Origin of the sequence: Streptomyces sp. NPDC050416, assembly GCF_044458845.1 — a bacterium.
GTDB lineage: Bacteria > Actinomycetota > Actinomycetes > Streptomycetales > Streptomycetaceae > Streptomyces.
The window spans coordinates 501339-527238 of record NZ_JBITII010000005.1; the positions used below are offsets into that span (position 1 = coordinate 501339).

Annotated in this window: 26 protein-coding genes; 12 read left to right on the forward strand and 14 right to left on the reverse strand. The window is 71.6% G+C overall.

Annotation, left to right across the window (positions count from 1 at the left end):
- Positions 1-67: 67 nt before the first annotated feature.
- The 3 genes from ACIBL4_RS18910 to ACIBL4_RS18920 form a co-directional block, all read right to left on the reverse strand.
- Positions 68-601, reverse strand: a complete 534-nt coding sequence (locus ACIBL4_RS18910; protein WP_399411360.1) for a dihydrofolate reductase family protein — start codon at positions 599-601, stop codon at positions 68-70.
- Positions 601-1869 carry an MFS transporter gene (locus ACIBL4_RS18915; RefSeq protein WP_399411362.1) on the reverse strand — a complete coding sequence of 423 codons (1269 nt, stop codon included), beginning with the start codon at positions 1867-1869 and terminating at the stop codon, positions 601-603. Before ACIBL4_RS18915 ends, ACIBL4_RS18910 begins: the two co-directional genes overlap by 1 nt.
- Before the next feature lie 154 nt (positions 1870-2023).
- Positions 2024-2488 (reverse strand): helix-turn-helix domain-containing protein, encoded by a 465-nt coding sequence (locus ACIBL4_RS18920; RefSeq protein ID WP_399411364.1) that lies wholly within the window; start codon positions 2486-2488, stop codon positions 2024-2026.
- 86 nt (positions 2489-2574) lie between these two features.
- On the opposite strand from ACIBL4_RS18920, the gene ACIBL4_RS18925 reads away from it, so the two are divergent.
- The 3 genes from ACIBL4_RS18925 to ACIBL4_RS18935 are packed head-to-tail and all read left to right on the forward strand — an operon-like array spanning position 2575 to position 5288.
- On the forward strand, positions 2575-3435 hold the full coding sequence (locus ACIBL4_RS18925) for a class I SAM-dependent methyltransferase (RefSeq protein WP_399411366.1): 861 nt from the start codon (positions 2575-2577) through the stop codon (positions 3433-3435).
- A 51-nt stretch (positions 3436-3486) separates the two neighbouring features.
- Positions 3487-4197, forward strand: a complete 711-nt coding sequence (locus tag ACIBL4_RS18930) for a ThuA domain-containing protein (protein WP_399411368.1) — start codon at positions 3487-3489, stop codon at positions 4195-4197.
- The gene (locus ACIBL4_RS18935; protein WP_399411370.1) at positions 4167-5288 is read left to right on the forward strand and encodes a Gfo/Idh/MocA family protein; all 1122 of its coding nucleotides are present in this window, start codon (positions 4167-4169) and stop codon (positions 5286-5288) included. The genes ACIBL4_RS18930 and ACIBL4_RS18935 overlap by 31 nt, the downstream gene beginning before the upstream one ends.
- Before the next feature lie 19 nt (positions 5289-5307).
- Here the strand turns inward: ACIBL4_RS18935 and ACIBL4_RS18940 are convergent, their stop codons facing one another.
- Positions 5308-6786 carry a glutamate--cysteine ligase gene (locus ACIBL4_RS18940; RefSeq protein ID WP_399411372.1) on the reverse strand — a complete coding sequence of 493 codons (1479 nt, stop codon included), beginning with the start codon at positions 6784-6786 and terminating at the stop codon, positions 5308-5310.
- Between the two features lie 121 nt (positions 6787-6907).
- Between ACIBL4_RS18940 and ACIBL4_RS18945 the strand changes: the two genes are divergently transcribed.
- From ACIBL4_RS18945 to ACIBL4_RS18955, 3 genes are all read left to right on the forward strand, one after another.
- Entirely contained in the window at positions 6908-8077 is a 1170-nt protein-coding gene (locus ACIBL4_RS18945; RefSeq protein WP_399411374.1) for an MFS transporter, read from the forward strand.
- A 139-nt stretch (positions 8078-8216) separates the two neighbouring features.
- Entirely contained in the window at positions 8217-9095 is an 879-nt protein-coding gene (locus tag ACIBL4_RS18950; RefSeq protein WP_399411376.1) for an SDR family oxidoreductase, read from the forward strand.
- Between the two features lie 55 nt (positions 9096-9150).
- Positions 9151-9879: a maleylpyruvate isomerase family mycothiol-dependent enzyme gene (locus tag ACIBL4_RS18955; protein WP_399411378.1), complete on the forward strand. Its 729-nt coding sequence runs from the start codon at positions 9151-9153 to the stop codon at positions 9877-9879.
- A gap of 10 nt (positions 9880-9889) precedes the next feature.
- Here the strand turns inward: ACIBL4_RS18955 and ACIBL4_RS18960 are convergent, their stop codons facing one another.
- A complete protein-coding gene (locus tag ACIBL4_RS18960; RefSeq protein WP_399411382.1) occupies positions 9890-10285 on the reverse strand; it encodes a MarR family winged helix-turn-helix transcriptional regulator in 396 nt (131 codons plus the stop codon).
- An 86-nt stretch (positions 10286-10371) separates the two neighbouring features.
- Between ACIBL4_RS18960 and ACIBL4_RS18965 the strand changes: the two genes are divergently transcribed.
- Positions 10372-11853, forward strand: coding sequence for an MFS transporter (locus ACIBL4_RS18965; RefSeq protein WP_399411384.1), 1482 nt, complete (start codon positions 10372-10374; stop codon positions 11851-11853).
- A 135-nt stretch (positions 11854-11988) separates the two neighbouring features.
- Positions 11989-13236, forward strand: coding sequence for an ABC transporter substrate-binding protein (locus tag ACIBL4_RS18970; RefSeq protein ID WP_399411386.1), 1248 nt, complete (start codon positions 11989-11991; stop codon positions 13234-13236).
- Between the two features lie 25 nt (positions 13237-13261).
- Here the strand turns inward: ACIBL4_RS18970 and ACIBL4_RS18975 are convergent, their stop codons facing one another.
- Genes ACIBL4_RS18975 through ACIBL4_RS18990 form a run of 4 tightly spaced genes read right to left on the reverse strand, consistent with a single transcriptional unit; the run spans position 13262 to position 16858 of the window.
- Positions 13262-14002: an ABC transporter ATP-binding protein gene (locus ACIBL4_RS18975; RefSeq protein ID WP_399411388.1), complete on the reverse strand. Its 741-nt coding sequence runs from the start codon at positions 14000-14002 to the stop codon at positions 13262-13264.
- 3 nt (positions 14003-14005) lie between these two features.
- The gene (locus ACIBL4_RS18980) at positions 14006-14869 is read right to left on the reverse strand and encodes an ABC transporter ATP-binding protein (protein WP_399411390.1); all 864 of its coding nucleotides are present in this window, start codon (positions 14867-14869) and stop codon (positions 14006-14008) included.
- Positions 14859-15851 (reverse strand): branched-chain amino acid ABC transporter permease, encoded by a 993-nt coding sequence (locus ACIBL4_RS18985; protein WP_399411393.1) that lies wholly within the window; start codon positions 15849-15851, stop codon positions 14859-14861. Before ACIBL4_RS18985 ends, ACIBL4_RS18980 begins: the two co-directional genes overlap by 11 nt.
- Before the next feature lie 11 nt (positions 15852-15862).
- Positions 15863-16858, reverse strand: a complete 996-nt coding sequence (locus ACIBL4_RS18990; RefSeq protein WP_399411395.1) for a branched-chain amino acid ABC transporter permease — start codon at positions 16856-16858, stop codon at positions 15863-15865.
- 114 nt (positions 16859-16972) lie between these two features.
- Here ACIBL4_RS18990 and ACIBL4_RS18995 point away from each other — a divergent pair, with 114 nt between their 5' ends.
- Both ACIBL4_RS18995 and ACIBL4_RS19000 read left to right on the forward strand, forming a co-directional pair.
- On the forward strand, positions 16973-17878 hold the full coding sequence (locus ACIBL4_RS18995; protein WP_399411397.1) for an SAM-dependent methyltransferase: 906 nt from the start codon (positions 16973-16975) through the stop codon (positions 17876-17878).
- A gap of 53 nt (positions 17879-17931) precedes the next feature.
- Entirely contained in the window at positions 17932-18216 is a 285-nt protein-coding gene (locus ACIBL4_RS19000) for a DUF6332 family protein (RefSeq protein WP_399411400.1), read from the forward strand.
- Here the strand turns inward: ACIBL4_RS19000 and ACIBL4_RS19005 are convergent.
- The 3 genes from ACIBL4_RS19005 to ACIBL4_RS19015 are packed head-to-tail and all read right to left on the reverse strand — an operon-like array spanning position 18177 to position 22324.
- On the reverse strand, positions 18177-18842 hold the full coding sequence (locus ACIBL4_RS19005) for a response regulator (RefSeq protein ID WP_399411402.1): 666 nt from the start codon (positions 18840-18842) through the stop codon (positions 18177-18179). The genes ACIBL4_RS19000 and ACIBL4_RS19005 overlap by 40 nt on opposite strands.
- A 33-nt stretch (positions 18843-18875) precedes the next feature.
- Positions 18876-20099: a sensor histidine kinase gene (locus ACIBL4_RS19010; RefSeq protein WP_399411404.1), complete on the reverse strand. Its 1224-nt coding sequence runs from the start codon at positions 20097-20099 to the stop codon at positions 18876-18878.
- Between the two features lie 53 nt (positions 20100-20152).
- Complete coding sequence (locus ACIBL4_RS19015; protein WP_399411406.1) at positions 20153-22324, reverse strand: MMPL family transporter; 2172 nt, start codon at positions 22322-22324, stop codon at positions 20153-20155.
- Positions 22325-22451: 127 nt separating this feature from the next.
- Here ACIBL4_RS19015 and ACIBL4_RS19020 point away from each other — a divergent pair, with 127 nt between their 5' ends.
- The gene (locus ACIBL4_RS19020; protein WP_399411408.1) at positions 22452-23246 is read left to right on the forward strand and encodes a BTAD domain-containing putative transcriptional regulator; all 795 of its coding nucleotides are present in this window, start codon (positions 22452-22454) and stop codon (positions 23244-23246) included.
- Positions 23247-23255: 9 nt separating this feature from the next.
- On the opposite strand, the gene ACIBL4_RS19025 is transcribed toward ACIBL4_RS19020, so the two are convergent.
- Positions 23256-23957, reverse strand: coding sequence for a TetR/AcrR family transcriptional regulator (locus ACIBL4_RS19025; RefSeq protein ID WP_399411410.1), 702 nt, complete (start codon positions 23955-23957; stop codon positions 23256-23258).
- Between the two features lie 182 nt (positions 23958-24139).
- Between ACIBL4_RS19025 and ACIBL4_RS19030 the strand changes: the two genes are divergently transcribed.
- Positions 24140-24589: a nitroreductase family deazaflavin-dependent oxidoreductase gene (locus ACIBL4_RS19030; RefSeq protein ID WP_399411412.1), complete on the forward strand. Its 450-nt coding sequence runs from the start codon at positions 24140-24142 to the stop codon at positions 24587-24589.
- Here ACIBL4_RS19030 and ACIBL4_RS19035 read toward each other — a convergent pair.
- The gene (locus ACIBL4_RS19035) at positions 24573-25817 is read right to left on the reverse strand and encodes a geranylgeranyl reductase family protein (RefSeq protein WP_399411414.1); all 1245 of its coding nucleotides are present in this window, start codon (positions 25815-25817) and stop codon (positions 24573-24575) included. The two genes, ACIBL4_RS19030 and ACIBL4_RS19035, sit on opposite strands and share 17 nt — an antisense overlap.
- Positions 25818-25900 lie beyond the last annotated feature (83 nt).

The window sequence follows — 25900 nt, forward strand, 5'->3', positions numbered from 1 at the left end:
GGGCGGGCACCCGGTCAGGCCGGGATTTCCAACTGCGAGAGCAGGGCGGACGTTGCCTGACGCGGCATCAGCGGCGCGTGAGACGGGTGGGGGTGACCCCATTGGGGAAGGCGGTGCGCTCGGCGACGTCGAAGACCGTGGGGTCGAAGGCACCGTCGACCACCGGGATTCCGGAACCGGCAACGACCGGATAGGTCTTGATCAGCAGTTCGTCGATCTCGGGCAGCAGGGTGCCCGCGAGTCGGCCGCCCCCGCAGAGCCAGATGTCCAGGCCGGGGCCCTCCTCGCCCTTGAGCTCGCGAACGAGGGCGAGCGGGTCGCCGGGCACGACGGTGACGGCAGGGTCGATGTCGGGCTTGAGGGTGCTGGGCACCACGTACTGGCGCAGGTGCACGTACGGGCTGGTGATCCCGTTGTCGAGGGTGAGGCGGTAGGTGTTGAGGCCCATGACGACGGTGTCGAAACGCCGGTTGGGGACGTCGGCGATCCCGACGGCAGCGCGGTAAGCGGTCGGGACGGTCTCGGGGTACAGCGCGTTGGCCCAGCGCATCGTGGCGGCGGAGTAGACGGCTCGGCACGGCCGCCCCCGCCACTGGTCCATCAGGGCTGGGCCGTGCCCGTCGTCGCCGTGGTCGGGGCCTGCGGGCCGCTGCTTCCGAAGTGGACGCCCTTGGCCTCCTTGCCGATCGCGCTCAGCAGGATCACCACGGCCAGGGTGGGCACGACGGTCCACGCCATCGCCGCCGGATACCCGTGACGCTCGGCGATGGCCTCCTGGATCGGCAGGTTCAACGCGGCGATCAGGTTGCCGAGCTGGTAGGTGACGCCCGGGTAGAAGCCCCGGACGGCGTCCGGGCTCATCTCCGTCAGATGGGCCGGGATGACGCCCCAGGCCCCCTGAACGCACACCTGCATCAGGAAGGACGACAGCATCAGCCAGCCGACGGTCGTGGACAGCACGAAGAACGGCACCACGACCAGGCCACCGGCCGCCGCGATCATGATCGTCCGGCGGCGGCCCAGCCGCTCGGAGTACGCACCGAGCAGCACGCCGCCGATCATGGCGCCGATGTTGTAGACGACGGCGATCGCGATCGAGGTGTTGGCGGACAGCTCCAGTCCCTTCTTCACGAAGGTCGGGTAGATGTCCTGCGTGCCGTGCGACATCCAGTTGAAGGCGGTCATCAGCGCGACCAGGTACACGAAGCGCCGCAGCACCGCGGGGTTCTTGAACACCTGGTGCGCGGGGGTGCGGTTGAGCCGGACGGACTTCTCCCACACCTCGCTCTCCTCCACCCGGCTGCGCACCCACAGCGCGACCAGGGCGGGCAGCAGGCTGAAGGCGAACAGTCCCCGCCAGCCGAAGACCGGCTCGATGACGAAGAACGCCACGGCGGCCAGCAGGTACCCCAGCGAATAGCCGCTCTGCAGCAGCCCCGACCAGAAGCCACGCCTCGCGGCCGGGATCTTCTCCATGGCCAGGGCCGCTCCCAGGCCCCACTCGCCGCCCATGCCGATGCCGTAGAGCAGGCGCAGCACCAGCAGCACGGTGTAGTTGGGTGCGAAGGCGCAGGCGAAACCGACGATCGAGTAGAAGACGACATCCACCATGAGCGGGACGCGACGACCGCGCCGGTCCGCCCACATGCCGAACAGCAGCGCGCCGATCGGCCGCATCACCAGCGTCGCGGTGGTGAGGAAGGCCATGTCGGTCAGGGAGACATGGAAATCGTCGGCTATCTCGCTGTAGACGAGCACGACCAGGAAGTAGTCGAACGCGTCCATCGCCCAGCCGAGATAGGCGGCCACGAAGGCGTTGCGCTGGTCTGCCGTCAGACCCGCTGCCTGCACTTTCACGGTGTTCAGCACTGCGGCCTCCCGAAGTTCGCAGCCGAGGCTAGGCAGGCGACACCGGGAATCGGGCAAAGCACGAACCACGATTGAACCAAGAGCACCGACGGCCCCCGCAAGGGCCTGTTGCGAAAGTACCGCCTGCCGCGCGACGCCACTTTCGCGACAGGCCCTAGCGACCCGGAACCCGCCTTCGCGGCGCCGCGACAGCGCCGGAGGCCGCGGCATCGAGGAGGCGGCGGAAGGTCGGGCACTCCATGTGACTGGGGGCGGGGCACGCGGCGGCATGGCGCAGGGAGTCGCGCAGGACGCCCAGTTCGCGGATTCTGTGGTCGAGTTCGTCCGCCTTGGCCGCCAGCATCCGCCGGTCGATACGCGGCTGCCCGTCCGGCGCGAACATGAGCGCGATCTCGTCGAGGGAGAACCCGGCCGTCCGCCCCAGCGCGATCAGCGCCAGCCGCTCCAGTACGCCGGGGTCGTACTGCCGGCGCAGGCCCCGCCGGCCCGTCGAGGAGATCAGCCCTTTCTCCTCGTAGTAGCGCAGGGTCGATGCCGGAACACCGGCGCGGTGCGACACTTCGGCGATGTCCAGTTCTGCCGTTTCTGTCGTGTCTGCTGTTTCTGTCGTTTCTGCCATGTCCGTCATTGCCTTGACTTCAAGTCGACTTGAAGTAGAACGCTGTCATCCCGGTACGCCGAGGGCAACCAGAAGGAGAGAAAGCCATGGACGCTGAGCGCAGGGCCGACGAGGAGCAGGCAGCCCGCTGGAAGGGGCGCGCCGGTCACGCCTGGGGCGATCTGAAGGGCGTGCTGGACGGGATGTTCAGGCCCTTCGAGGAGCTTCTCGTCGAAGCCGTCGCCGCCGAACAGGCGCGGCACGTGCTCGAGGTCGGCTGCGGCACGGGGGGCGTCACGCTGGCCGTCGCGCGACGGCTCGGCCCGGCCGGTCGCTGTGTCGGCGTCGACATCTCCGACGCGATGATCACCACTGCCCGGGAGTACGCCGGACAGGAGGACGCACCGGTGTCCTTCCTCTGCGCCGACGCACAGGACCACGCCTTCGAACCCGGCACCTTCGACGCCGTCATCTCGCGGTTCGGCGTCATGTTCTTCAGCGATCCCGTCCGGGCCTTCGCCAACCTCCGGCGCGCGGCCCGGGACGAGGCCGCGCTGCGGTTCGTCGTCTGGCGCGATCCGGAGGAGAACCCGTTCATGACGACCGCCCAGCGCGCCGCGTCACCGCTGCTCCCCGACCTGCCCGTCCGCAGGCCGGACGAACCGGGGCAGTTCGCCTTCGCGGACCCGGACAAGGTCCGGCGCATCCTGACCGAGAGCGGCTGGGCCGGGATCGACATCCAGCCGGTCGACGTCGTCTGCACCCTGCCCGAGAAGGAACTGGTCCGCTACTTCACCCGGCTCGGTCCGGTCGGCATGCATCTGCCCGAGGTGGACGAGCAGACCCGCGGCCGGGTCGTCGAGACGGTCCGGGCCGCCTTCGACCCCTTCGTGCACGGCTCGGAAGTCCGCTTCACGGCGGCCTGTTGGACGGTCGGCGCCCGGGCCTCGACAGCGAAATTTTCGTGAGGCCCTGCCCTCTTTCGTGAGCGCGGACGCCCGCCGCATAGTGAGATCACGATGACGCAGAAGAGAGCACTGGTGGTCCGCGGCGGCTGGGAGGGGCACCAGCCGGTCGAGGCGACGGAACTGTTCCTGCCCTTCCTGCGGAGCAACGGATACGCCGTCCGGGTCGAGGAGTCGACCGACGTCTACGCCGACGCCGCCGAGTTGGCCGGCACCGACCTGATCGTGCAGTGCGTCACGATGTCGGAGATCACGCGCGAGCAACTCGCGGGGCTGAGCTCGGCGGTCGTCGCCGGCGCCGGGTTCACCGGCTGGCACGGCGGCATCGCCGACTCGTTCCGCGCCTCCTCCGACTATCTGCACCTGGTGGGAGGGCAGTTCGCCACGCACCCGGGCAAGGAGCCGTGCGAGCGCCGGGGCGGGCCGGAGGACAACTTCCTGCCGCACACCATCACCCTCACCGACGCCGGCCGCGAGCACCCCGTCACCGCGGGCATCGAGGACTTCGAGCTGGACACCGAGCAGTACTGGGTGCTCCACGACGACCTCATCGACGTCCTGGCCACCACCACGCACCCCACCCGGCCGTGGGAGCCCTGGCACCGGCCGGTCACCTCGCCGGCGGTCTGGACCCGCCGGTGGGGCGCGGGGCGGATCGTGGTGACGACACCGGGGCACAGCGTCGACGTGCTCGAGAACCCCAACGTCCGCGCCATCATCGAGAGGGGCATGCTGTGGGCGACGCGCACCGCGTCGGCGTCGTAGGGCTCGGCGTCATCTCCCGCGCGTACCTGGAAACGCTTCTCGGCCGTTCCGCCGTGCGGGTGACGGCGGTCGCCGACCTCGACGCCTCCCGGTCGGCCGCGGTCGCCGCCGACCTGCCAGGCGTCCGGGCGCTGACCGTCGACGAGCTGCTGAGCAGCCCGGACGTGGACACGGTGCTGAACCTCACCACCCCCGGGGCGCACGCCGCCATCGCCCTCGGGGCCATCGGCCACGGCAAGAACGTCTACGGGGAGAAGCCGCTCGCCGCCACGCTCGCCGACGCCCACGCCGTCATGGCGGCCGCCGCGCGGGCGTGCGTCGGTGTGGGGTGCGCGCCGGACACCGTGCTGGGCACCGGGGTCCAGACCGCGCGGGCGGCCGTGGCGGCGGGGCGCATCGGACGCCCCCTGTTCGCCTCGGCCGTGATGGTGACCGCGGGCCACGAACGCTGGCATCCGCACCCGGACTTCTACTACACCGAGGGCGGCGGCCCCCTGCTGGACATGGGGCCGTACTACCTCGCGTCCTTGATTCACCTGCTGGGTCCGGTGCGGGCCGTGACGGGGGCGTCCAGCCGGCTGCGCGCCGAGCGGGTCATCGGTTCGGGTCCGCGTGCGGGCGAGCGGATACCGGTGGAGGTGGACAGCCATGTCTCCGGTGTGGTGGAGCACGTGGGCGGGACGCTGACGACGATCACGACGAGCTTCGACGGGGTGGCCACCACGGCGTCGCCGATCGAGGTCCACGGCGAGGTGGGCACTCTCGCCGTCCCGGATCCGAACCGCTTCGACGGCGACGTACGGCTCTTCGGTCTGGGCGACACCCAGTGGCGCACGCTCCCGCCGTCGGCGGGCTACGTCGACGGCGCGCGGGGCGTCGGGCTGCTGGACTTCGTCGCCGCGGACGGGCAGCGGGCACCGCGTGCGAACGGCGAACTCGCCCTGCACGTGCTGGAGACGATGACCGCGCTCCTGCGTTCGTCGGCCGAGGGGAGGCGGATCGAGCTGACGACGTCGGCGCGGCCGCCCGATCCCGTCCCGCTGACGGCCGCCGAGGAGTGGGGAGGCCAGGCCGCCCCCAGCCCCACGTGAGACGGCGATGTCAGGGCGGTCAGTCCACGGGCCAGGTGTGCGCGGGCGCGTTCATGTGCATGTAGTCCATGTACGTCCGGGTCATCTGCCGCAGCGCCTCACGCCGGTCGGAGACGCCGGTCTTCTCCAGGTGATGGACCGTCTCCGCCTGCCACAGGGCGCCGTTGCGGGCGGTGACACAGCGCTGCTCCACGATGCCGAGCAGGGGCTCGCGCCAGGCCGCGTCCATGCCGGCCAGCTCCAGGCCCCGGTGGGCCAGCGGGAGCAGACGCCGCAACACCAGTTCCGTGGCCGGTACTTCGCCCACGCCGGGCCAGTACAGGCGGGCGTCGATGCCGTCGCGGGCCGCCGTGTGCAGGTTCTCCTCGGCGACCGCGAAGGACATCCGCGTCCACACCGGCCTGTCCTCGTCGACGAGCGCGCGGGTGAGGCCGTAGTAGAAGGCGCCGTTGGCGATGATGTCGGCCACGGTGGGCCCGGCGGGCAGCACGCGGTTCTCGATGCGCAGATGCGGGCCGCTCTCGGTGACGGCGTAGACGGGGCGGTTCCAGCGGTAGATCGTGCCGTTGTGCAGGGTCAGTTCGCCCAGTTGCGGAACGCCGCCGCGGTCGAGTTCCGCTTGCGGGTCCTCGTCCTCGCACAGCGGCAGCAGCGCCGGGAAGTAGCGCACGTTCTCCTCGAAGAGGTCGAAGACGCTGGTGATCCACCGCTCGCCGAACCACACGCGGGGCCGTACGCCCTGGGCCTTGATCTCCTCCGGGCGGGTGTCGGTGGCCTGCTCGAACAGGGGGATGCGGGTCTCGCGCCACAGTTCCTTGCCGAACAGGAAGGGCGAGTTCGCCGCGAGGGCGATCTGCACGCCCGCGATGGCCTGGGCCGCGTTCCAGTAGTCCGCGAACTGCTTGGGGGCGACCTGGAGATGGAACTGGGTGCTGGTGCAGGCGGCCTCGGGGGTGATGGTGTCGGCGTACGTCGACAGGCGCTCCACGCCTTCGACCCTGATCCGCAGGTCCTCGCCGCGCGCCGCGAAGATCTGCTCGTTGAGCAGCCGGTAGCGCGGGTCACCGGACAGGGCGGACTCGCTGACGTCGGCCTCGTCCAGGGTGGGCAGGATGCCGACCATGATCAGATGGGCGCCCACGGCCGCGGCGCGGTCCTCGGCGTGGTTCAGGGCGTCCCGGATCGTCTGCTCCCACGCGCCGGGGCCGCCGGTCGTCAGCTCCCGCGGCGGGATGTCGATCTCCAGGTTGAAGCGGCCCAGCTCGCTGGACCAGGCGGGGTCGGCGATCGCCTGGAGGACGTCGGTGCTGCGCATCGCGGGCAGCCCCTGGTCGTCCACCAGGTTGAGTTCGATCTCCAGCCCGACCCGGGGGCGCTCGCTCTCGAAGCTGGACTCGCGCAGCATCCGCGCCAGCACTTCCAGGCCGGTCTGCATCTTGGCCCGGTACCGACGGCGGTCCTCCCGTGTGAACACCAGGGCCGGCACGTCACGTCCCATGTACGCTCCCGAGGTCCCTCGGCGGATGGCTCTCGTCCCAGCGTCGCACCTTGTCGCGGTGGCCGCACCCACCTAGCCTGAGTTTGTGCCGCAAATAAACAAACCCCGAACGCACAGTGCCGTGCCGGGCAACGGCAACTCCCTCACCCGACTCCGTACGGCGATCACTGTCTTCTTCGCCCTCGACGGCTTCGTCTTCGCCGGCTGGGTCGTGCGCATCCCCGCCATCAAGGAACAGACCGACGCCTCCGCCAGCGCTCTCGGCCTCGCCCTCCTGGGCGTCTCCGCCGGAGCCGTCGTCACCATGGTCCTCACCGGCCGTCTGTGCCGCCGCTTCGGCAACCAGCGGGTCACCGTCGCCTGCGCCGTCCTGCTCTCCCTCAGCGTGGCCCTGCCCCCGCTGACCCACTCGGTCCTCGCGCTCGGCCTCGTCCTGCTGGTCTTCGGCGCCGCGTACGGCGGGATCAACGTCGCCTTCAACAGCGCCGCCGTGGATCTCGTGGCCGCGATGCGGCGGCCGATCATGCCGAGCTTCCACGCCGCGTTCAGCCTGGGCGGCATGGTCGGCGCCGGGCTGGGCGCCCTGGTCGCCGGGTCCCTCTCCCCCACGCGGCACCTGCTGCTGCTCACCGTCACCGGACTGCTCGTGACCGCCGTGGCGGGCCCCGTGCTGCTCCGGCACGAACCGCCGGCGCCGCCGGAACCGGAACGGCCGGCACAGGACACCCCGCGCCGCCTGGACGGCCGCACCCGGGGGCTCGTGCTCGTCTTCGGCCTGATCGCGGGCTGTACCGCGTACGGCGAGGGGGCGCTGGCCGACTGGGGCGCCCTGCACCTGGAAGAGGACCTGGCCGCCTCGCCGGGGGCCGCGGCCATCGGCTACTCCTGCTTCGCGCTCGCCATGACGGTGGGCCGCCTGACCGGCACCACGCTCCTGGAGCGCCTGGGGCGGACCCGGACCGTCGTGGCGGGCGGCGCCACGGCGGCGGCCGGGATGCTGCTCGGCTCGCTCGCCCCCGCCCTGTGGGCGGCCCTGCTCGGGTACGCGGTCACGGGCATCGGCCTCGCGAACCTCTTCCCCGTGGCCGTGGAACGCGCGGGCGCGCTGGCCGGTCCCAGCGGAGTCGCCACGGCCTCCACGCTGGGCTACGGCGGCATGCTGCTGGGGCCGCCCGCCATCGGGTTCATGGCGGACTGGTTCTCCCTCCCGGCCGCGCTCACCAGCGTGGCGGTCCTGGCCGCCGTGGCCGCGCTCATCGGTCTCGCGACGCCACGCGCGGCGGCGGGCTGACCCGGCGGACCGGCCTGCCGGACAACCCGGTGGCCAACCAGGTGATCGGCGCCCCGGCAGCGGGGTACCCGGGGCCTCGCCCGTTGTGATCACCGGCTGTGATCACCGGGCCGTACGCCATGGACGAGGAGGCAGACCCGTGACCGATCAACAGCACCCCGTCGACCAGCACCCCACCCCGGAGTTTCCCTCCCAGGACCAGCCGCACCCGGGCTGGACCGGCCCCATGGACCCGCCCCCGGACCACGGGGAGAAGTCCTACCGGGGCAGCGGCCGGCTGGACGGACGCAAGGCCGTGATCACCGGCGGGGACTCCGGGATCGGCCGCGCGGTCGCCCTGGCGTTCGCCCGGGAGGGAGCCGACGTGCTCTTCACCCACCTGGACGACGAGAAGGACGACGCCGCCGAGACCGCCCGTCTGGTCGAGGACGCCGGGCGGCGTGCTGTGCCCGTCTCGTGCGACGTACGGGAGGAGGACAACTGCCGCGCGCTGATCGACCGTGCCGTCGCGGAGTTCGGCCGGATCGACGTCCTGGTGAACAACGCGGCGTACCAGATGTCGCAGCCCGACGGCATCGAGGCGATCTCCACCGAGCAGTTCGACCGGGTGCTGCGCACCAACCTGTACGGCATGTTCTGGCTGTGCAAGATGGCCCTGCCGCACATCCCGGAGGGCGGCAGCATCATCAACTCCACGTCGGTGCAGGCCTACAAGCCCAGCCCGCATCTGCTGGACTACGCGACGACCAAGGGCGCGATCGTCACCTTCACGCAGGGGCTGGCGCAGATGGTGATCGACAAGGGCGTCCGCGTCAACGCCGTGGCGCCCGGCCCGGTGTGGACGCCGCTGATCCCGGCGACCATGCCGGACACCCAGAAGTTCGGCAAGCAGGCACCCATCGGGCGGCCCGCTCAGCCGGCCGAGATGGCACCTGCGTACGTCTTCCTCGCCTCCCAGGAGGCGTCGTACATCACCGCCGAGATCGTCAACGCCACGGGCGGCACACCGCTGCCGTAGCGCCCCAGCGGAAATTCCGGCGCTCGGAGTGCGCCCCGTACGGCAGACTCACGGCATGGAGACCGCCGAGTTCCTTCAAGCGCTGGAGACAGAGGGCCGTTTGCTGGCCGCGGCCGCCGAGGAGGCGGGGACCGACGCCAAGGTGCCGACGTGCCCGGAGTGGCACGTGCGCGATCTGCTGCGGCACACGGGCGCGGTCCACCGCTGGGCCGCGTCGTACGTCGCCGAGGGGTACGGCGAGCGCCGTCCGCTGGGTGAGGTCCCGGACCTCGACGGCGCGGACCTCGTGGCCTGGTACCGCGACAGTCACCGCCGCCTCGTCGACACGCTGGCCGCCGCCGCACCGGACGTGGACTGCTGGTTCTTCCTGCCCGCCCCGTCCCCGCTGGCCTTCTGGACCCGGCGGCAGGCACACGAGACGGCGGTGCACCGGGTCGACGCGGAGTCCGCGCGCGGAGCCGGCATCACCGCCGTCGCCCCGGAGTTCGCGACCGACGGCATCGACGAACTGCTGCGCGGCTTCCACGCCCGCTCCAGGAGCCGGGTGCGCACCCCCGAGCCGCGCGTCCTGCGCGTGCGCGCGGACGACACCGGCGCGGTGTGGACTGTACGGCTGTCGTCCGAGCCGCCCGTGACCACGCCGGGCGGGTCCGGAGACGCCGAGTGCGAACTGTCCGGACCGGCCGAGCAGTTGTACCTGGCGCTGTGGAACCGGGCTCCCCTGCCGTCGGTCACGGGCGACCGGGCGCTCGCCGAGCTGTGGCGGGAGACGTCAGGGGTCTGACAGGCCGGCCCTAGCCGTCCGCCAGCATCCGCGCCAGCACCGCACGCTGCACGGGCAGTACCTCACCGTGCAGCGTGCGCCCCTTCGCCGTGAGGGCGACGCGAACCCCCCGCCGGTCCTCCGGACACATGCAGCGCTCGACGAGTCCGTCCTTCTCCAGCCGGGCGATCAGCCGCGACAGGGCGCTCTGGCTCAGGTGGACCCGCTCCGAGATCTCCTGGACGCGATAGGAGGGCGCGCCCTTGGCCGCCCGGCACCCGGCGAGGACGTCGAGCACCTCGAAGTCGCTGGCGCACAGGCCGTGTTCATGCAGAACCCGGTCGAGTTCGCACTGTGTTCGCGCGTGCAGCGCCAGAATGTCGCGCCACTGTTCCACGAGCGCCTGCTCGGCCTGCTTCGCCGCCATGCGCCGCACCGTAACAGAGACCGGAGATTGTTGCACCCGAATTAAATGCTCTTACATGTGATGCATGCGCATGTAATCTCTCGGGCATGACCTCTCCGCTCACCTCCCCCATGTCCGACGGGCGTTGGACTCCCCGACTCTGGGGCACCCTCCTGGTGCTCTGCGCCGCGATGTTCCTGGACGCCCTGGACGTGTCCATGGTCGGCGTCGCGCTGCCCTCCATCGGTGCCGACCTCGACCTGTCGACCTCGGCGCTGCAATGGATCGTCAGCGGCTACATCCTGGGCTACGGCGGCCTGCTGCTCCTCGGCGGACGCGCCGCCGACCTGCTGGGCCGGCGTCAGGTCTTCCTGGTGGCACTGGGCGTCTTCGCGCTGGCCTCGCTGCTCGGCGGCCTCGTCGACTCGGGCCCGCTGCTCATCGCCAGCCGCTTCGTCAAGGGCCTGAGCGCGGCCTTCACGGCCCCCGCCGGCCTGTCGATCATCACCACGACGTTCCCCGAAGGCCCGTTGCGCAACCGCGCCCTGGCCATCTACACCACCTGCGGCGCCACCGGCTACTCGATGGGCCTGGTCTTCTCCGGCCTGCTCACTCAGGCCAGCTGGCGGCTCACGATGCTCCTGCCCGCCCCCATCGCGCTGATCGCCCTGCTCGTGGGCATGAAGCTGCTGCCGCGCACGGAGCGCGAGCGCGGCCGGGGCGGCTACGACATTCCCGGCGCCGTGCTCGGCACGGCCTCGATGCTGCTGCTCGTCTTCACCGTCGTCGAGGCGCCCGAGGCGGGCTGGGGGTCGGCCCGGACCGTCCTGTCCTTCGCCGCCGTCGCCGTCCTGCTGGCGGCCTTCGTCGCCGTCGAGCGGCGCAGCCCCAGTCCGCTGGTCCGCCTCGGCGTGCTGCGCTCGGGTCCGCAAGTGCGGGCGCAGCTGGGCGCGTTGACGTTCGTCGGCAGCTACATCGGCTTCCAGTTCCTGGTGACCCTCTACATGCAGCAGCTGCTCGGCTGGTCGGCGCTGCAAACGGCCCTGGCCTTCCTGCCGGCGGGTGCGCTGGTGGCGCTGTCCGCGACGAAGGTGGGGGCCGTCATCGACCGGTTCGGCACGGCCCGGCTGATGGTGCTGGGCTTCGCCCTGATGGTGACCGGCTACGTGCTGTTCCTGCGCATCGACCTCGACCCGGTCTACGCGGCGGTGATCCTGCCGACAATGCTGCTGGTCGGCTCCGGCTTCGCGCTGACCTTCCCGTCCCTCAACGTCCAGGCCACCAACGGCGTCGACGAGCACGAGCAGGGCATGGTCTCCGGGCTGCTCAACACCTCGGTCCAGGTGGGCGGCGCGATCTTCCTCGCCGTGGTGACGGCGGTGGTGACCGCGAACGCCCCCGAGCAGGGCGACACCTCCCCGCAGGCCGTCCTCGACAGCTACCGGCCCGGCCTGCTGGTCGTGACGCTCATCGCCCTCGCCGGCCTGCTGATCACCCTCACGGGCCTGCGGACCCGGCGCGAGCAGCCGTCCGTCGTGGTCGCCCAGTCCACCCCGAGGGAGGCGGAGCGCGTCGCCGTGCGCGACTAGGGAGCGTTTCCGTACCCGTCGAAATGTGTACGTTTCCTACTTTTCCGTAATCCGAAAGAGTTCTACGCTCATGTACAGATGGCGGGCGGAGGCCGGCCAGTCGACCACCGCCGCCTGTAACGAGCGGAGGCGGAGATGAAAGCGTCGATACGGCGGTCCGCGGTCTTCGCAAGCGCGGCCGCTCTCGCGATTGCCGTCTGCGGTACGACGGGCACTGCCCAGGCCGAGCCGGGCGATGGCGAGCTCCAGTTCGGCTACGTCCTGCCGGAGACGGGACAGCTGGCCTACCTCGGCCCACCCCAGATCGAATCGCTGAAGTTCGCGATACAGAAGATCAACGACGCCGGCGGAGTCCTGGGCAAGCCGGTGCCGAGCGTGGTCTCCAGTGACGAGGCGGGCCAGGAGGCCGTTGCCGCGCAGTCGGCGGACCGGGTCCTCGCGGCAGGGGTGGACGCGATCGTAGGCGCCGCGGCTTCCGGCATGTCGCTGGCGTTCATCGACCGGGTGACCGGAGCGGGCGTCGTGCAGTGTTCGGCGTCGAACACCGCTCCCACCTTCACCGACTACGAGGACGACGGCTTCTACTTCCGCACCGTCCCGAGCGACGTGCTGCAGGGGCCCATCCTCGCGGATGTCGTCCGCGACGACGGCCACGACCGGGTGGCCCTGGTCGCACGGGCGGACGACTACGGGCGCGGCCTGATGGAGGCCACCCGCAAGTCGCTGGAGGAACGTGGCGCGACGGTGACGCTCGCCGAGACCTACGACCCGAAGGCGACCAACTTCGACCAGGTCGCCCAGCAGATCGAGAACTCCAGGCCGGACGCCGCCGTGGTGATCGCCTTCGAGGAAGGCACCCAGATCCTGCAGGGCATGATCGAGTCCGGACTCGGACCCGACCGGATCGGCGTCTACGGCGCCGACGGACTGCGCAGTGAGGAACTGGCCTCGCTGGTCGCCCCCGGCCAGCCCGAGAGGCTCTCCGGGATGAAGGGGACCGCCCCGGCATCGGCGGAGAACGCGCAGTACGTGAAGGACCTCAAGAAGTTCGCGCCGGACCTGAAGGAGCTGCAGTTCGCACCGCAGGCGTTCGACTGTGCGACGACGATCGCGCTCGCCGCCGAGAAGGCGGAGTCCGATGATCCCGGCGACTACGCGAAGGAGATGAACGGGATCACCAAGGACGGCGAGAAGTGCAACTCGTTCGCCGCGTGCAAGGAACTGCTCGCCGACGGCAGGGACATCGACTACGACGGTGTAAGCGGTCCGCTCGACTTCACCGACAAGGGCGAACCCGGCCAGGCGACGATCGAGGTGTACGGCTACGACGACGAAGGGAAGCTGCAGACCCTGCGCACCGAGACCAGCAAGGCCCAGGACTGAACGGGAGGACCGACAGGGACGACAGTCAACGGACGCGGGCGAGCGTGCCGAGGTAGAGCTCGATCACCTTCTCGTCGTGCAGCAGGGCCGTACCCGTGCCGGTGTACGCGTTGCGGCCCTGGTCGAGGACGTAGCCGCGGTCGCAGAGCTGAAGGCACCGGCGGGCGTTCTGCTCGACCATGAGCACGGCGACGCCCGCGCTGTTGATCATTCTGCACCGGTCGAAGACGTGGTCCTGATGGAGCGGTGACAGGCCGGCCGACGGCTCGTCGAGCAACAGCAGCTGCGGCTCCATCATCAGGGCGCGGGCCATCGCGAGCATCTGGCGTTCGCCGCCGGACATCGCGCCGGCCTTCTGCCTGCGGCGGTCGGCCAGCACGGGGAAGAGCTCCTCGACCGCCGCGACCCGCCGCGCGTGGTCCTTGGGCCGCAGGTAGACCCCCATCCGCAGGTTCTCCTCGACGGTCAGCGTGGGGAACACGTTCTGCAGCTGCGGTACGTAGCCCACGCCGCGCCGGACCAGCTCGTGCGCGGGGCGGTTGGTGACGTCCTCGCCGCGCAGCCGCACGGTCCCGCCGCGCACACGCAGCAGCCCGAAGACGGCCTTGACCAGCGTCGACTTGCCGGCCCCGTTGGGGCCGATCACCCCGACCACCTCGCCCGGCCGCACCTCGACGCTGCATCCGCGCAGCACGTCGACACCGGGGACGTACCCGGCGACGATGTCGTCGGCCGCCAGCACCGGTGCCTGCTCCTCGGCGGTCATCGCTCACTCCTTCCCCTCGGTCGTCCCCGGTTCGTCGTGCCGCTTGCCCAGGTAGGCGTCCACGACGGCGGCGTTCCGGCCGATCGTGTGCGGTGGGCCCTCGGCCACCAGGTGGCCGTCGGCCATGACCGCCACCCAGTCGCTGATGCCCATCACCACGTCCATGTCGTGCTCGACGAAGCACACCGTGAGGCCCTCGTCCCGCAACTGCGTGATGTGCCCGAGCAGCGACTGGGTCAGCGCGGGATTCACCCCGGCCATCGGCTCGTCGAGCAGGAGCATGACCGGCCGGGCCATCAGCGCGCGGGCCAGTTCCAGCAGTTTGCGCTGCCCCCCGGAGAGCGTGCCGGCGTGGTCGTCGCGCAGGGGCCCGAGCCGGAACCGGTCCAGCAGTTCACCGGCCCGGCGCTCGCACTCCCGCTCCTGCCCGCGCCACAGCGGCCGCAGCAGCGCGGGCAGCACCCGCTCACCGCGTTGCCCGGGCGCGGCGAGCAGCAGGTTCTCCAGCACGGTGAGCCGGGCGAGGGTCCTGGTGAGCTGGAACGTACGGACCATTCCCCGCCGCGCCACCCGGTGCGCCGGGGCGCCGGTGAGCGGCTGTCCGTCGAACGACCATCGGCCGCCGTCGGCCCGGTCGAAGCCGCTCACCACGTTGAACAGGGTGGTCTTGCCGGCACCGTTGGGCCCGATGAGCGCGGTGATGGCCCCGCGCTGCACCTCCAGGTGCTCGACCCGAACGGCGACGAGACCGCCGAAGGTACGGGTCACCTGGTCCAGGACCAGCAGGGGGTCGGGCTTGCGCACCCCCGGCTCGGGAGCGGTCGCGGAGAGCCGGCCGGTGCCAAATGCGCGGGTGTCAGCGGCCACTGAGCAGCATCTCCTTCCGGCTGCCGAGGATGCCCTGCGGCCGGAACGCGACCAGCAGGATCAGGGCGATGCCGACCAGGGCGAAGCGCACCGCGCCGACCTCCGACGTGCTGATGAGGTCCGGCGAGATGTACTCGGCGTCGATGGCCTGGCGGAGCGCGCTGTCGAGGAAGCTGAGAACGAACCAGAACAGGACCGAGCCGACGACCGGCCCGAGAATCCGCCCGGCACCTCCCAGCACGAGCAGCGTGTACAGGAAGAACGTGACGCCGGGGTCGTAGTTGTCCGGGTTCACGGACTGCACCTGGATCGCCTGCATCATGCCCGCGACCGCCCCGATGACGCCGCCGAGCACGAGGCTCTGCATCTTGTACGCGTAGACGTTCTTGCCGAGGCTGCGCGCGGCGACCTCGTCCTCACGGATCGACCGGATGACACGGCCCCAGGGGCTGTGGATCAGCAGGGCCAGCAGGCCTCCGACCACGAGCACCAGCGCCCATCCGACGATCATCACCCAGAGGTCGCGGGAGCTGAACCGCACGAGCCACACGCCGTAGGTGCCGGGCTCGATGGGGTTCAGGTCGTAGAAGTCGTTCGCGAACCTCTGCAGCCCGAACACCCCACCGGTGACCGGCTCGGCCCAGCTGGACCGGTAGAACAGCCGGAGGGTCTCCCCCGCCGCGATCGTGGTGATCGCGAGGTAGTCGGCGCGCAGCCGCAGGGTGGGCAGGCCGAGCAGCAGGGCCAGCACGATCGCGCAGGCGATGCCGCCCAGCACACCGAGCCACATCGGGCCGTCGTACGTCGACACGGTGATGGCGAGCCCGTAGCCGCCGACCAGCATGAAACCGACCTGGCCGAAGTTCAGCAGCCCCGTGTAGCCGAAGTGCAGGTTCAGCCCCATCGCGGCGAGCGCGTAGACGGCGGCGATGGGGCCGATTCCCGAGCGCAGGGCGTCGGAGACGATGGCCGGGAAGTCCATGGCACACCCCCTCACCCGACGCGTTCGGCCCGGCCGAGGATGCCTTGCGGCCGGACGAGGAGGACGAGGATGAGAACGAGCAGCGCCCAGGCGTACTGCAGGTCGACCGGGAACCACAGGGTGGACATCTGGGCGACGATCCCGATGACGAGGCTGCCGACCATCGCACCGTAGGCGGAGCCGAGGCCGCCCAGGATGATCCCCGCGAACATGAGCAGCAGGAGCTTGAAGCCCATGTCCCAGGTGACGATCTCCACCAGGCCGAAGAAGACCCCGCCGAGGGCGGCCAGCCCGCCGGCGAGCATCCACACGAACAGCACCACCCGCTGCACGTCGATGCCCGACGCCTCCGCGAGGTCGCGGTTGGCGGAGACGGCCCGCACGGCCGTGCCGATCCGCGTCTTCTGCAGGAGCGCGGCGACACCGAGCAGCACCAGCACGGCGAGCAGGGTGACGGTGAGGTCCCGCGGGGTGATGCCGGCCGGGCCCAGGTCGATCGTGCTCTGGATGTCGTACTGCGCGTAGGAGGCGGGCCGGGTTCCGTACAGCACGAGGACGACGTGGCGCAGCAGCAGCGAGAGCCCGATGGTGACGATGAACATGTTGATCAGCCCGGTGCCGCGCGCTCGCAGCGGGCGCCAGATGCCGCGTTCGACCACGCCGCCCAGCAGGGCGCCGAAGACCACCGCGGCGAGGGCGGCGGGGATCAGGTGCCAGCCCGGACCGGCCGCGGAGACGTTGAGGAAGAACGCGAAGGTGGCGCCGATCGTCACGAACTCACCGTGCGCGAAGTTGATCAGATGGATGGTGCCGAAGATCAGCGAGAGCCCGACCGAGGTGATCGCGATGATCACCCCGAACTGGATGCCGTCGATCAGCGCCTGCAGAGCGCGTGCGGCGAAGGTGGGGCCGCGCGGAACTTCCCCACCCTGTGCCCGGGCTGAGATCGCGGGCACCGTCAAGAGGACCAGGGCGAGGGCCGGTACGAGCATCCGCTGAGAGCGCACGGCGATTCCGGTACGTCACGAACGTCCCTTATGGCATCAGTGTAAACGCAGGTCGTGGCGGTGACACGGACAGTGGGCCCGGCGTGAGTGCCCTCGGAAAGGGGAGGATGCGGGATGGGTGACAGCGGGGACCTCGCGAGTGCGTACAACGACGACAGCGTGCTCTTCCGGGTGCTGCGGCACCTCGGCTGGGACAGCCTGGTCGACATCGGCTACTTCACGCTGCCCACCCTGCCGCTCGTGGCCCTGGCCGGGCCGGCGCCCTTCCAGCGCCGGCTGGCTCGCCGGTCGCTGGCATTGCTGGACGCCCGGCCCGGGCAGCTCGTCCTGGACGCCGCATGCGGTCGCGGTGACACCACGGCACGGTTGGGCGCCGTGGGATGCCGGGCGCTGGGGGTGGACATCCAGCCCGAGCAGATCGACCAGGCACGGCGCCGCTTCGGCGGCCTTTCCGGCGTGCGTTTCGCCGTCGCCGACGCCACGGCTCTGCCGCGGCAGGCGGCGCGGATCCCGCTGACGGATGGTTCCTTCGACCGCGTGCACTGCCTGGAGGCCGCCTTCCACTTCGGCCATGAGGGCCGCAGGTCGTTCCTGAGCGAGAGCTTCCGCCTGCTCCGCCCGGGAGGCCGGCTCGTCCTGGTGGACGTCACGTCCCGTACGGACCAGCCGCTCGGCACCCTCGACCCGGACGGCCTCGTACGCGGGACCTGGCGTTTCGAGGACATCGAACCGTACGAGCGGTACCCGCTGATGGCCTCCGCCGCCGGCTTCACCACGCGCCGGATCCTCGACTGGACCACTCCAGTGCTCCACCGGGCGGCCCAGCTCTGCGCCCTGTTCGCCGCCACCGCGTCCACCCGGGCCGGCCGACGGGCCCTGTGCGTGCGGTGGCCGGGCCTCAGGACACTCGACGCACAGGACTGGGACGAGGTCATCGCCGTCGTCCGGGCCCACCGGGCCATCGGGCGCGTCACTCGCTACACGGCGTACGTCCTCGACAAACCGGCGGACGGGTCGTAGGCGTTGCCCCCTGATTGCTTGTCCACCGGGCGCACTCCTGTTTGACTCACCGTATGACCAGTCACGGGGGACGCCGCACGCAGGCCGAGCGGGATGCCGTCACCGTCGAGATCGGGTACGCGCTGTGCAGCGCGGCGTTCGCGGCGGCTGTCGTCTTCGGGGCCGTGGCCGGTCCCGCGCTGCTCTTCGACCTCCCGGACACGCCGGAACGTCTGCTGCTGCGCGCCGGGATGGTGCTCGCGCCCGTCCTCTTCACCGCCCGGGTCGTCAGTGTGCTGGTCCGGTTCCGCTCGGCGGCTCAGCCCAGCCAGCCCGGCCGCACCAGCCCGGACTCGTAGGCGAGCACGACCAGTTGGGCCCGGTCGCGGGCGCCCAGCTTCACCATCGTGCGGCTGACGTGGGTCTTAGCGGTGAGCGGGCTGACGACCAGGCGGCGGGCGATCTCCTCGTTGGACAGGCCGATGCCGACCAGGGCCATCACCTCCCGCTCCCGCTCGGTGAGCCCGGTCAGCGCGCCGTCCGCCGCGGGTTCCTTGGAGCGCGCCGCGAACTCGGCGATCAGGCGGCGCGTCACCCCCGGCGAGAGCAGCGCGTCGCCGGCGACCACCGCCCGTACGGCGCGAAGGAGTTCGTCCGGCTCGGTGTCCTTGACCAGGAAGCCGGAGGCGCCCGAGCGGATCGCCTCGAAGACGTACTCGTCGAGTTCGAAGGTCGTGAGCATGACCACCTTGACGTCCTTCAGGTCCGGGTCCTCGGTGACCCGGCGGGTCGCGGCCAGGCCGTCGAGCACGGGCATGCGGATGTCCATCAGGACGACGTCGGGCCGCAGTTCGCGGATCCCGTTCACGGCCTCCTCCCCGTCGGCGGCCTCCGCGGCCACCTCGATGTCGGGCTGCGCGTCGAGCAGCGCCCGGAACCCGGCCCGGACCAGTGCCTGGTCGTCGGCGAGCAGTACGCGGATCACCGTCGTCCTCCTGACGTGGTTCTGGGGTACGGCTCAACGGCCGGCGGAAGCCCTCAACGGAAGGACGGCGAGCACCCGGAAGCCGCCGTCCGGGCGGGGTCCCGCCTCGATGGTGCCACCCAGCGCGGCGGCCCGCTCCCGCATCCCGGCCAGCCCGTTGCCGCTGCCGCCCGCATCGGCGCCGGTCGCGGGCCCGTCGTCGTCGACCTGCAGCCGCAGCACGTCCGCGTCGTGCGCCAGGCGCACGCGCGCGTGGCGCGAGCCCGAGTGCCGTACGACGTTGGTCAGGGCCTCCTGGACGATCCGGAAGGCGGCGAGGTCCGTGCCGGGAGCGAGCCGGGGCGGCTCCCCCTCGACCGCCACCGTGAGACCCGCGCTCGCGGCCTGCTCCACCAGCTCGGGCAGCCGGTCCAGCCCGGGCGCGGGCGCGCGCGGCGCGTCACCGGGGGCGCGCAGCGTGTGGAGCACCTGGCGCACCTCGCCGAGTGCCTCCTTGCTCTGGGCCTTGATCGTGGTGAGTGCCGTACGGGCCTGTTCGGGATCGGAGTCGAGGAGCGCGAGGCCGACACCCGCCTGCACGTTGATCACGGAAATGCTGTGGGCGAGCACGTCGTGCAGCTCCCGCGCGATCCGCAGCCGTTCCTCGTCGGCCCGCCGCCGCGCGGCCTCGGCGCGCTCGGCCCGGTCCCGGGCCCACTGCTCGCGCCGGACCCGGGCCAGCTCCGACACCGCCGCGATCGCCACCACCCAAGTGGCGACCACCAGTTCCTCGCCCCAGGATGCGGCGGAGTCCCCCGACGGCGGCAGCCACTGGTAGAGCCAGTGCGCCACCAGGACGTGCCCGGCCCAGAGGGTGCCCATCGCCGCCCATGCCGCCCGGCGATGCCCGGCGACGATCGCGCTGAAGCACGCCAGAGCGACGGTGAGGAGCACCGGCCCGTACGGATACCCGGCCCCCAGGTAGACCAAGACGGCACCCGCGGTGCCGAAGACCACGGCCACCGGATACCGCTTGCGCCACACCAGCAGCGCCCCGGCCACCAGCAGCAGCACCCGCGCGAACGGGTCCAGGGCCGCCCGCCCGCCCTCCTGGCCATGAGCGGCGAAGTTCGAGCCGACCAGCACGAAGACCGTGACGACGACGGTGGACCGCCAGGGCCACCGGGGCGCACGCTCCCCCTCGCCCCACCGGTCCCACCAGGGAGGCCCGTGCCGCCACCACTGCGGCGGACCGCCCCGCACCCGCTGCTCGTCCATACCGGCCACGCTAGACGCCGCCGGGTCGCGGCGGCGTCACCCGGGCGTGGTGATCACACGTACTCCCCGCGGAGTACGTCATCCGCCGGGACGGCCTCGCCCTCCCTGATCCGCAGCCGGCGCAGCCGCCGCGGCGCCCACCAGTTCGCCCGGCCGGCCAGCCGCATGGTCACCGGCAGCAGCACGACCCGGATCAGGGTGGCGTCGACGAGGATCGTCAGGGCCGTGCCGATGCCGAGTTCCTTGAGGAAGACGACCCCTCCGGTGGCGTACGCCAGGAAGGACAGCGCCAGGATCCCCGCGGCGGCCGTGATCAGCGGGGCACTGCGCCGGATGCCCTCGCCGACCGCGCGCCGGGTGTCGCCGGTGCGCTCGTACTCCTCCTTGATCCGGGCCAGCAGGAACACCTCGTAGTCCATCGACAATCCGTAGGCCACGCAGAACATCAGCACCGGGACGCTCGGCTCGATCGACCCGGTGGCGGTGAAGCCGAGAGGGCCGGACAGGTGACCGTCCTGGAAGACCCACACCAGGCAGCCGAACATCACCGACAGGCTGAGCAGGTTCAGCACGGTGGCCTTCGCCGGCAGCAGCACGCTGTTCGTCATCAGGAAGAGGATCACGTACGTCGCCACCAGCACGATCCCCACGGCGAACGGGAGCCGGTCCAGGAGCGTGGAGCGGAAGTCGGTGGTCTCGCCGGGATAGCCGCCGACCAGGACGGGCGCCGGAGCCGGTGCCTGCCGGACGCCTTCGACGAACGCGGGCACGTCACCGTACAGGGCCTGCTGGGTGGGTACGACGGCCAGGCGCACCCGTCCGTCGGACGCCGTCATCCGGTCCTGGCCGGGCGGACCGGTGCGCAGGCCGTCCCGGTAGGCGCCTTCGGGCGCGTCGACCTGGAACACGCCGGGCAGGCGGGAGAGTTCGGCGGCGTAGGCGCGCGTGCCGGCCGGTTCGGCCGCGGGTGCGCCGAGGACGACCTGGACGGTGTCCGTGGGTTCGGCGGCGAACTCCCGGTGCACGATCTCCGAGGTGGTGCGCGAGGAGGTGCCCTCGGGCAGCGTGCGCTCGTCGGGCAGGCCGAACCGCAGCCCGAGCAGGGGTGAGGCGGCGACGAGCAGAACGGTCAGCACTCCGGCGCCGGCGAGGAACGGGCGGCGCATGGCGGTGAGGGCGGCGCGGTGCCAGAAGCCGGAGGGGGGCGCGGCGGCACGCTCCACACGGTGCCCCCAGCGGGCGAGGGCGGCGGGCAGGAACAGCACCGCCCCGGCGACCGCCGTCACCACCACGAGCACACCCGCGTAGGCGAACGAACTCAGGAAGAAGAACGGGAACACCAGCAGCGCGCACAGCGACACCGCGACGGTGACGCCGCTGAAGAGGACCGTGCGTCCCGCGGCGGCGGTGGCGCGGGGCACGGCCGCCCACTGGTCGTGCCCGGCGGCCCGCTCCTCGCGGTACCGGTTGATCATGAACAGGCTGTAGTCGATGCCCAGTCCCAGTCCGAGCACCAGCGCGAGGTTGGCGGCGAACGTCGACACCTCCGTGAACTGCGCGATCACCCGCAGCCCGGCGAGCGTGCCGACGACGGAGAACAGCCCGACCGCCACGGTCAGCAGGGCGGCGACCGTGCGCCGGTAGACCAGGATCAGCAGGAGCAGCACGACGGGGAGCGCGAACGCCTCCGCGCGCAGGAAGTCGGCGCGGGCCTGCTCGCCGACCTGCCGGGAGATCTCCTCCTGGCCGCCGACGCGGACCTCGATGTCGGAGGTGGTGCGGGTCAACCGGGGTGAGAGGGAGGCGAGTTCCTCGCGGGTCTCGGTGGCGGTGCCCTCCAGGTGGACGAGGATCAGGGCCCGTCGGCCGTCCTTGCCGCGCAGGGCGGGGCTGTCGGCGTCCCAGTAGGCGGTGACGTCCGTGACGAGGGGCAACCGCTCGATCTCGTCGGTGAGTTGCCTCGCCGCCCGCTCGGTGCGCGGGCTGTCCACGTCGCCGTCGCGCGCGGTGACCAGGAGGGCGAGGTTGGGGTTGCCGGTGCGGAAGCCGTCGCGCAGTGCGTCGGCGGCGCGCACCGACTCCGTGCCGGGGGAACTCCAGCGGGAGAGGTCGAGGTCGTTCTGGGCGCCGGCGCCGTAGCCGCCGAGGCCGAGGAAGAGCAGGAGGAAGCCGAGCAGCACGGCACGGCTGTACCGCGCGGACCGACGGCCGAGCCGGGTGAGCATGAGGTGGCCTTTCGCAGCGAGTCCGGGGAAGTCGCAGGGACTTCGGTGTGCGAACACCGTCGGCCCGCCCGCTGGAAGGCCCACTGGAAGATCCACTGGAACGCGGGGCTCGGGATACGCTCGGCGCATGGCTGAGCAGACGTCCGGGACCTCGCACGCCGTGCGCATCGAACTGCTCGGCCCGCTGCGCGCGGTGCGCGACGGCACGGAGATCCCGCTCGGCCCGCCCAAGCAGCGGGTGGTGTTCGCCGTCCTGCTGCTGCAGGAGGGCCGCCCCCTGTCGTACGACGGTCTGGTCGAGGCCGTGTGGGGCGGCGCGCCGCCGGTGCATGTGCGCAACCTCGTGCAGAAGTACGTCTCCGGGCTGCGCCGGGCGCTCGGGGACGGACCCGAGCTGTCCTGGACCGGCTCCGGTTACCGGCTGACCGGCATCCGCGCCGACGATCTGGCGGAGCGCCGGCTGCTGGTGGACGAGGCGCTCGCGGCACGGCGGGCCGGCGAGGTGCGGCGTGCGGTCGAACTGGCCCGCCGCGCCGAGGAACTGTGGCGCGGCGACTTCGCCGAGGGCCTGCGGGCGCCGTACCTCACCGCGGAACGGCTGCGCTGGACGGAGAAGCGGCTCACGGTCCTCGAAGCGCGGCTGGAGGGCGAGATCGAACTGGACCGCTCCTTCGAGTACGTCCATGAACTCGTCCGGCTCGTCGCGGCCCACCCACTGCGCGAACGCCTCGCCGAACTGCTGATGCTCGCCCTGTGCCGAACCGGCCGCCCGGCGGACGCGCTCACCGTGTACGAGGAGGCACGGCGGCGGCTCGCCGACGCGTTGGGCGCGGACCCGGGGCCCGGCCTGCGAGCCCTGCACGCCCGGGTCCTGCGCCAGGATCCGGCGCTGCTGCCCGGGACGCCGGTTCCGGTGGGCTGAGAGTTCTGGTCACTCCTTCTGCGGATACACCAGCCCCACCCCGTGGGCGAGTTGGCCCACCGCGTACCGGAAGAACGCCTCCCGGTCCTCCACCACCCGGTTGAACTGCCCGAACAGCTCGAACCCGACCAGCCCGTACAGCTGGGCCCAGGCCGCGACGAGCACCGTCACCACCTCCGGCGGGAGGTCCGGCGCGAGGTCGGCGGCCATCCGCTCGGCCTCCGGGCGCAGGTCCGCCGGGAGCGAGGGCCGGGCCAGGCCGAGGCCGCGGTACGCGTCGCGCACGATGCCGATGAGCAGGAGACCGACGCGGGCGGCGGGCGGGACGGTGGTGTCGGGGGCGGTGTAGCCCGGGACGGGCGATCCGTAGATGAGGGCGTACTCGTGCGGATGGCCGAGCGCCCAGCTCCGCACCGCCTCGCACACCGCGACCCAGCGCTGCAGGGGGCCGGAGCCGGCGGCGGCCTCGTGGGCGGCCTCGGCGGCCTCGCCGAGGGAGTCGTAGGCGTCGATGATGAGGGCGGTCAGCAGGTCGTCACGGCTGGGGAAGTAGCGGTACAGCGCGGAGGAGACCATGCCGAGCTCGCGGGCGACGGCCCGTAGCGAGAGCCGGGCGGCGCCGTCGGCCGCGAGCTGTCTGCGGGCCTCGTCCTTGATGGCCGCGGTGACTTCGATCCTGGCCCGGGCACGGGCGCCGTGTGCGGTGCTCATGCGTGTCATCGTGCCACGAAAGCAGAGCAGTGCACACAAACGAGAGCAGTAATCAAAAACGAGAGCAGTGCTCTTGTCGTGGAGCACCGACCTCGTGCAGACTGACACCAGAGAGCGAGAGCAGCGCTCACAAAAGAGAGCACCGCTCCACATCGGCGCTCCACATCGACCAGGGGGATCCCATGTCCGCACACGTCCGCAAGCCCGGCTGGTTCACCGTCAACGTCTTCAACCGGCTCGTCGCCTGGCTGACCCGCCGCGGCATCAGCGTCTGGGGCTCCCGCGTCCTCGCCGTCCGCGGCCGCAAGAGCGGCCAGTGGCGCACCACTCCGGTCAACCTGCTGACCCTGGACGGCCGGCAGTACCTGGTCGCGCCCCGCGGCCACGTCCAGTGGACACACAACATGCGGGCGGCGGGCGGCGGCGAACTGCACCTCGGCAAGCGCGTGGACGCCTTCACCGCGACCGAGGTGGCCGACGACGACAAGACCCCGGTCCTGCGCGCCTACCTCAAGCGCTGGAAGGCGGAGGTCGGGGTCTTCTTCAACGGCGTCGGACCCGACTCCCCGGACGACCAGCTGCGCCGGATCGCCCCCGACCACCCGGTCTTCGAGATCACTCTGAAGAGCTGATCTCCCCGCCCGTCCCGGCGGGACGGCGGTCCAGCGCGGTCAGGGCCCGCTGGGCCACCGGATACGTGCGGACGATCTCACCCAGCGACGTCGAGCCCTGCGTGATCTCCTTGAACGCCCGCCAGGCCGGACGGAAGCTCGTCAGCGCAGCGTGGAACAGCCCGGGGCGGCGCTCGAACACGGTCAGCAGCCGCTTGCCGACGCTCATCTCCACCCCGAGCCCGGCCTTGACCGCGAACGCGTAGTTGAGGGCCTGCCGGCGGGTGTCCACCGCGTCGTGCGCCTCGGCGATCCGCACCGCCCACTCCCCCGCGAGCCGCCCGGACCGCAGCGCGAAGGAGATGCCCTCGCGGGTCCACGGCTCCAGCAGCCCCGCCGCGTCGCCGCACACCAGCACCCGCCCGCGCGAGAGCGGCGAGTCGTCGGCGCGGCAGCGGGTCAAGTGCCCGGAGGAGATGCTCGGCTCGAAGCCGGCGAGGCCGAGCCGCCCGACGAACTCCTCCAAGTACCGCTTCGTCGCGGCGCCTTCGCCCCGCGTCGAGATCACCCCGACCGTCAGGGTGTCCCCCTTGGGGAAGACCCAGCCGTAACTGCCGGGCATCGGGCCCCAGTCGAGGAGCACCCGCCCCTGCCAGTCCTCGGCGACGGTCTGCGGCACCGGGATCTCCACCTCCAGGCCGAGGTCCACCTGGTCGACCTTGACCCCGACGTGCGCCCCTATGCGGCTGGCGCTGCCGTCCGCGCCGACCACGGCCCGGGCGAGCAGGACCTCGCCGCCCTGGAGGAGCACGGCGACCGTGCGCCGGTCGGGCACCGCCGAGCCGTGCTGCTCGACCCGCTGGACCGTGACACCGGTGCGCAGCTCGGCGCCCGCCTTCTGCGCGTGCTCGACGAGCTGCTGGTCGAACTCGGGGCGGTTGATCAGCCCGAACAGCATCTGCTTGGACCGGCGGGTGCGTGTGAAGCGGCCGTTGTTGGAGAACGTCACCGCGTGCACGCGGTCCCTGAGCGGCAGCTCGAAGCCGGGCGGGAGGGCGTCGCGCGAGGGGCCGATGATGCCGCCGCCGCACGTCTTGTACCGCGGCAGCTCCGCCTTCTCCAGCAACAGCACGCGTCTGCCGGCGACCGCCGCCGCGTACGCGGCCGAAGCGCCCGCGGGTCCCGCGCCCACCACGACGACGTCCCACACCTGTCGCACGTCGTCCGCCGAAGAGTTCTCGCTGCTCACGATGGTCTACTGCTCCCGATCAAGCCGCCTGCCCCTGCTGTCTCCCGCATCCTACGGCGGACCCGGCCACAGGCCGCTGTGGG